Source organism: Streptomyces sp. C, from assembly GCF_000158895.1.
GTDB classification, from domain to species: Bacteria; Actinomycetota; Actinomycetes; order Streptomycetales; family Streptomycetaceae; genus Streptomyces; species Streptomyces racemochromogenes.
The window spans coordinates 7262907-7269584 of record NZ_GG657750.1; the positions used below are offsets into that span (position 1 = coordinate 7262907).

Here is a 6678-nt window from a genome sequence, read left to right on the forward strand (position 1 = left end):
CTGCCGCTCCGGCGCCAGGCGCAGGACCCACTCCGCCCCGAAGGCCTCCGCCAGCCGGCCCGCGTCGAGCGGGGTCCCGGCGGGCGCCGGCCCCGCGAACCAGGGCCCGTCCGTCCCCCACCGGACGACGTCGCCGGCCGGGCCGGCTGCCGCCGGATCGCCGCCGCGCTCGACGACCGCGATCCCGCGCTCCTCGGCGAAGGCGAACCGGCCCCCGCCGAGCGGTACGGGCTCCTCCCAGGTCCCGGGCCAGTGGAGGACCGGCTCGTCCTCGTCGTCGAAGAAGACGTCCTCCTCCGCTTCGGCCACGGCGTTGTACGGCCGCTCGGTGAACTCCCCCTCGGCCGGGGCCGGCACCTGCTCCCCGGTGGCCGCGTCGAACCAGCGCTCACCCGCCCACATCGCCTCCAGTTTCACCAGCACCCGGCCGTCCGCCGCCTCGTGGACCTCGACGTCCGCGCCCCCGGACGGGTTCGGCTGGGCCCGGCAGGAGCCGACCGGGCGCCACCAGGCCCAGACGGTCCGCCACGGCATGTCCGGCGCGGCCGCGGCGACCAGGCCGGCGTACGCCTCGTGGCCCAGCACCCGCGCGCCGAAGTGCAGCCACGAGGCGAACTCGGCCCGGGACACCTCGGCCCCGTCGAGCACCGCGACCGCCTGCCCGAAGGCCTCGCGCCCCACACCACCCCCCGTGGCGGGGAGTTCCCCGAGGGCACCGGGTCCGGCCGCCAGCAGCGCGGCGGGGGAGGCGAACAGATTCTCAAGATCGTCAGGAGCCATGGGGCCATGCTGCCATCGCCCGCCGACAACCCCGCTCACCCGTACGGCCGACCCCCTGCCGGACGGCAGTACGAGTACGCCCCCGCTCCGCGGCCACCCCGGGCGGGCGGGCGGCACCGGATCCGCGGCAGTGGCGTCAACCTCCGGACAGGCTCCGGCCCGCCCCTGCATCATGTGGCTCCCGCACCGGCCGCCGGTGGCCACGGGGGAAGGGGCACGCATGAGGACCGTCCACGGGGAGCAGGCCGGCGACGTGATGGTGTGGGTGCGCCGGGGCGGCTTCCCCGGCGAACTCCGGGAGGGGGACGCCGACATCGCACGCCGCTTCCTCGCCGCGGCGCCCGCCGGCGTGAGGGCCGTGGTCATCGCCCTCGGCGGCGAGGCGTTCCGCTGGGTGGACGCCGACGGCGACGAGGACGTGCTGCTGGACGCCGGAGGAGCGGAGGAGGACGACACCGGCCCGGGCCCGGACGACACGGCGGGCGGGTTCGCGCTGGGCGCCGGCGACGGTGCCACTCTCCCCGGACTGCCCGTGTCCTGGGCGCTGCTGGAGTTCCGCTGCCCGCACGGCGACGCGACCGTGCTTCTCGCACGCCACCCGGACGTCCCGCCGGCCTGCCCGGTGCACCACGTGCCGCTGCGACCGCACGAGACCGCCGCGCGGTGAGCGCCCCCGCACAGCTCGCGACGGGCGTGACCCGGCTGACCGCCTCACGGTTCGCGCTCGTCGGCTACCTGCCCACCTACGCGGCCCTGGCGTACCTCGGTGCCCTCCTCGCCGCCCGGGCGCCCGGGGGCGGCATCGAGGCGTCCCGGGCGCTGTCCCGCCTGCACGGCCTGTCCGGTGCCGCGCTCGCCGGACTCGCCCTGGGGGCGCTGCTCGTCGCCGTCCTCCTGCATCCCCTCCAGACCCCGCTCGTCCGGCTGCTGGAGGGGTACTGGCCGCGCCCGGCCCGCGCCGCCGCCCGGCTCGGGCTCACGGTGCAGGAACGGGCCCGCGACCGCCTGGCCCGGGCCGCCGAGGTCGTCACCGCCGACCCCGCCGAGGGCGAACGGCAACGGATCCTCGCGGCCGCCTGGCAGCTGGCGCGGAGCTTCCCGCCACGCCCGCTGCCCCTGCTGCCGACGGCACTCGGCAACACCCTGCGCGCCGCGGAGGCGACGGCGGGGGCCGAATACGGGGCGGACGCGGTGGTAAAGAGAAAAAAAGACTCTACCCCATGCTCGGAAAACAAATCCGGGCCGTCGTCGACGACCGGCGCGACCAGCTCGAACCGGAGAGTGCCGCCTGAAAAAAAAAAAAAGGGCGCCACCGGAATGCCCCGCGTCCCCCTCGTCCTCGGCGCCGACGGCTGGTGGCGGGCGAGTCCGGCCGTGTTCCTCCTGCCGGCCTGGGTGGCCTACCGCGCGGCCGTGGCGGCGGCCCGCGGCTACGGCGAGGCCCTGTCGGCCGCCTTCGACCTGCACCGCTTCGACCTCCTGACCGCCCTGCACCTGACCCTGCCCGCGGACCCCGAAGCCGAGCGGGTCCTGGGCCGCCGGCTCACCCGGTTCTGGGCGCAGGGGGTACCGCTCACCGCCCTCCCGTACGAGCACCAGCACGAGCGGGAGCCGGCCCCGCACACCGCCGCGCCGCCCGCCGCACCGGGCGATGACGGCTCACGCTGAAAGGCCCGCCATGCCCCGCACCTCCCCCTCCCGCCCCCACCCACGCCCGCCCGGCCCCACCGGATCCGCCGCGCGCGTCCTCGACTTCAGCCGCGACTGGGCGGGACTCTGCCGGGGCGGCCGCATCCTCGTCAGCATCGACCGGATCACCGACGGCGACCCGCTCACGGAGATCCTCGCGCACGAATCCGTGCACGACGTCCTGCTCAGGACCACCCCACTGGGCTGGACCCAGCTCGTCCTGAGCCCCTCCGCCATGGAGCCCTACGAGCCCGGAGCGGTGCGCGACCGGTGCGCGCGACTGCTCGCGGCCACCGTCCAGGCGTCCCGCTTCACCCAGGAGGCGGTGGCGACCTTCCTGCCCGGCCTGGACGTCGGGCCCGCCGAAACGGAGGCCTACCGGGCCCGGCACCCCCAGGCCTACCTCGACGCCGCCGACGCCCTGGAGTGGCTGCGCACCCGCGACCTGCCCCCGGAGGCCCGGGAGCGGCTCGCCCTCGACCTGGGCACGCTCGCGCTCGCCGTCCCCGTCCTGGAGGCCTGGCAGCAACAGCGCCTCCACCGGCCCAAACGCGCCGAGCAGTGGTTCCGCGTCCCGCGCAACCGGCCGGACCGCCGCTTCCCCGCCCTGTGCCGCGCCCTGCGGGAGCTGCCCGACGAGGACCTGCTCCGCGCGGCCCACGGCGGACCCGACGAGACCGCCCGCCTGCTCGCACACGTACGCATCGACGGAGAACCCCTCGCCTACGGCCGGCTCCCCGCCGACATCCCGACCCCCGAGTGGCTGGACGGACTCGTGGAGAACGTCATCGGGCCGCTCCTCACCGACACCACGCTGCCGCAGGACGACCGGGACGTGCTCGCCGGCATGTGGGCAGTGCCGGCGCTCACCATGCCGGGTCTGCATCCGGCCCTGCTGTCGGTGGTCCTCACCCAGACCACCTCCACGAACGGCCGGATCGACCTCAATCCCCCGACCGACGAGCTCCACGGCTTCCCCCTGGTCGAGGTGCTGCACAACGCGCTCCCCGTCCGGGTGCCCGGCGTGGAGCCCGTTCGGCCGGGAACCGATGTGGCTGGACGAGGGCGACACGGCCCTGTGGTTCATCTCGCCCTGGCAGGACCAGCGGGCCTGCCACCTGTCACCGGCCTGGCTCCACGAGTGGCTCGGCGAACTCGACGACGACACGACCCTGTGCATGCGCGACGGCGGCGACCTCGCCGGAGTGCTCACGGGCGACCGCCGGCTCGCCGCGCGGCGGCGCGTCGTCCTCCTCCAGCACCGGACCCCGCACCGCGCCCTGCTCGTCGAACTGCCGGTGCTGGGCCTCGACGAGGCACGCGGACCGGTCACGATGATGCTGGCGCACTCCGAACTCGACGGCGTGGCCTACCTCATGCTGCGGCCCGAGAGCTCCTCGCCCGTGCTCATCGTCCCCACCGCCCGCGTCACCGCCGAACGCGCCGCACGGGCACTGGTGGAGCGGCGCCACGAGGTCCGCTTCCGCCTGGTGACCGACCCCGAGGACTTCTACACCTCCCCCGGGATGCTCCGGGACGTCATGCGGGTGCTCCACAACTTCGAGGCCCGGCCGTGGCCGGACACCCTGCGGCCCGCTCCGCCCGCCACTCCGCGCGAACCCGCCCGCCGCCGCGCCGAAGCGGACCTGGACCCCGTCGTGGCACGGATGGAGAAGGCGGAGAAGGCGTTCGCGCGGAGCCCCACGGCGGAGCGGTTCGCCGAGCTGTCGGCCGCCGCCGAGGGCGTACTGGCAGCCCCGTCCTTCGCCCGCGTCTCGCTGGGCTGGCGGATCAGGCTCCGCCAGGACGTGGCCGGCGCGCTCTACGCAGGCGTCGTGCAACTGCACGACCACCACGTCCTGCGGCGCGTGGTCGAGATCCAGGCGGAACTCGTCGCCCTGCTCCCCGAGGACTCGCCCGAGCGGCCGGCACAGCAACGGACCCTGGCCCTGCTCTCGCTGAGCCTGCGCCGCGTGACCGGTGCGGCCTCGCCGGAGGAACTGCTGCTGGAAGCACTGCTGACGGCGTCGGCGACCGGGGCGGGCACCCGCAAGCCCTCCGGCCCAGGGCCCGTCTGACCATTCCCGCACCCCGGCCGCCCCGCGACACCTTCTAGGGTCTGTCGTCAAACTCCCGTCTGCCCCGCGACGCCTGGCACGCGCTCTCGCCGCACCGGGCGAAAGCCAAGTACGTCCAGTACGCGGGCTTCCGCCCGGCGCACCGAGAGCACGCACCAGACGCCGCGGGGCCGCCCTCCGGGCGACGACGGGAGTTTGACGACAGACCCTAGGGCACCGACCGGGAGCCGAGCGCGCCCGGCGTCTTCGGGATCCACGACGGCACGGCCGTGGCCGCCGCGCGCTCCGGCTCGTCCATGTACACGTACCAGTCACGGTCCTCGCCGCCCATGCCCGTGCGGACGTTGATCTGTTTGATCTGGCCGGTCGCGTGGAAGTACAGGACGACGCTCTGCCGTTTGGAGCCCTCGTCGTAGAACTCGGCGGTGACCTTCCCCCGGGCGCCCTCGCCGAAGGCGGAGATCCAGTTCCGCGCCGTCGCCGCGGGGACGCCCCGCGCGGTGCCCGGAGCCGCGAGGGCGGCCAGTTCCGCCGGGTCCCCGTCGGCCGTACGCCAGACGACCTCCTGCGCGGTCCGCAGCGTGCCCGCCGACGGGTACCCGACCACGGCCAGCGGCTCGTGGCTGCCGTAGTCCCCGGCGTAGCGGACCTCCTCCTCGCCCGGCAGGTCCGAACAGCCCGTCAGCACGCCGATCGCCGCGGCGGTGGCGGCGGCCGCCCGCCCGGCCCGGCGATACGGCTCCCACCTGCTGTGTCTGTGCATCCGGTCAAGGTAGCGGAGGGCCGACGCGGGTCGGTGGGGCGGGTGTCCGGACCGCCCGGCGGTGCCTTCGGGTCCGGCCCGGCCGACCGGGCGGGACGTGCTTCCACGGCGGACGCGCCCGGCCGGACCGCCCTCCCCGCCCTCCCCCCCCCGGCCGTCGTACAGGCCCCCGTGGCGCTCCTGCCGCGGGACCCGCCCGCCGGGCATCATGGCCGGGTGACGACGCGATCAGGCGACGACCCCGGACCCGGCACGGCCGAGCGGCCCGTCCTGCTGCCCTACGCCGACCCGGCCTTCGTCGCCGACCCGTTCCCGCTCTACCGGCACCTGCGCGAACGGGCCCCCGTCCACCGCGCGGTCATCGCGGGCGGCCTGGACGCCTGGCTCGTCACCCGCTACGAAGACGGCCTGGAGGCCCTGTCGGACCCCCGCCTCAGCAGCGACGTGCGCGACGCCACGGACACCCGCCTGCTGCGGCAGCTGCCCGACACCGAGCGCGAGGCGATGCTCGGCAACATGCTCCGCAGCGACCCGCCCGACCACACCCGGCTGCGCCGCCTGGTCTCCAAGGCGTTCACCGCCCACCGGGTGGCCGGGATGCGGCCCCGCGTCCAAGCCCTCACCGACCGGCTGCTCGACGAGGTCGTCCCCGCCGGCCGCGCCGACCTCGTCGCCGACTTCGCGCTGCCCCTCCCCGTCACCGTGATCAGCGAACTGCTCGGCGTCCCGGTGGACGACCGCCACGACTTCCAGCGCTGGACGGACCGCCTGATCACCCGCGGCGCGGAGCCGCCCGACCCGGCCGTCGTCAACGAGGCCTGGCAGCACATGCGCGGCTACGTCACCGGGCTCATCCGGGACAAGCGGGCACACCCTGGGGACGACCTGCTCAGCGCCCTGGTCACCGCCCGGGACGAGGAGCGGCGGCTGACCGAGGACGAGCTGATCGCCATGGTCTTCCTGCTGCTGGCCGCCGGCTACATCACCACCGTCAACCTCATCGCCGGCGGCCTCGCCATGCTGCTCGCCCACCCCGACCAGCTCGGCCTGCTGCGCTCCGATCCCGGTCTGCTGCCGGGGGCGGTCGAGGAGTTCCTGCGCTACGACGGGCCGGTGAACCCCGGCATCGCCCGGTTCGCCCGCGAGGACGTCGAGATCGCCGGCGTGCGGATCCCGCGCGGATCGACCGTACTGATCGCCTCCGCCATCGCCGACCGGGACCCGGCGCGCTTCCCCGACCCCGACCGCCTGGACATCACCCGCCGGGACAACGCCCACCTGGCGTTCGGGCACGGCATCCACTACTGCCTGGGCGCACCGCTGGCCCGCCTCGAAGGCGAGATCGCCATCGGCACGGCCCTGCGCAGG

5 protein-coding genes and 1 pseudogene are annotated in these 6678 nt (G+C 75.6%); 4 read left to right on the plus strand and 2 right to left on the minus strand.

Annotation, left to right across the window (positions count from 1 at the left end; genetic code table 11):
• Positions 1 to 780, minus strand: a pseudogene (locus SSNG_RS42605) (hypothetical protein); the annotation flags it as partial.
• A gap of 220 nt (positions 781 to 1000) precedes the next feature.
• Here SSNG_RS42605 and SSNG_RS42610 point away from each other — a divergent pair.
• The 3 genes from SSNG_RS42610 to SSNG_RS32270 all read left to right on the plus strand — a co-directional run bounded on the left by SSNG_RS42610 (position 1001) and on the right by SSNG_RS32270 (position 4547).
• Positions 1001 to 1447, plus strand: coding sequence for a hypothetical protein (locus tag SSNG_RS42610; protein ID WP_042802507.1), 447 nt, complete (start codon positions 1001 to 1003; stop codon positions 1445 to 1447).
• Entirely contained in the window at positions 1444 to 2448 is a 1005-nt protein-coding gene (locus tag SSNG_RS32255; RefSeq protein ID WP_042802509.1) for a hypothetical protein, read from the plus strand. Before SSNG_RS42610 ends, SSNG_RS32255 begins: the two co-directional genes overlap by 4 nt.
• A 1070-nt stretch (positions 2449 to 3518) precedes the next feature.
• Positions 3519 to 4547 (plus strand): hypothetical protein, encoded by a 1029-nt coding sequence (locus SSNG_RS32270; RefSeq protein ID WP_007268139.1) that lies wholly within the window; start codon positions 3519 to 3521, stop codon positions 4545 to 4547.
• A gap of 208 nt (positions 4548 to 4755) precedes the next feature.
• Here SSNG_RS32270 and SSNG_RS32275 read toward each other — a convergent pair whose 3' ends face one another.
• Positions 4756 to 5310, minus strand: a complete 555-nt coding sequence (locus SSNG_RS32275; RefSeq protein ID WP_042802513.1) for a hypothetical protein — start codon at positions 5308 to 5310, stop codon at positions 4756 to 4758.
• A gap of 216 nt (positions 5311 to 5526) precedes the next feature.
• On the opposite strand from SSNG_RS32275, the gene SSNG_RS32280 reads away from it, so the two are divergent.
• Positions 5527 to 6678, plus strand: a 1152-nt coding sequence (locus SSNG_RS32280) for a cytochrome P450 (RefSeq protein ID WP_050779963.1), incomplete at its 3' end; no start/stop codon positions are given.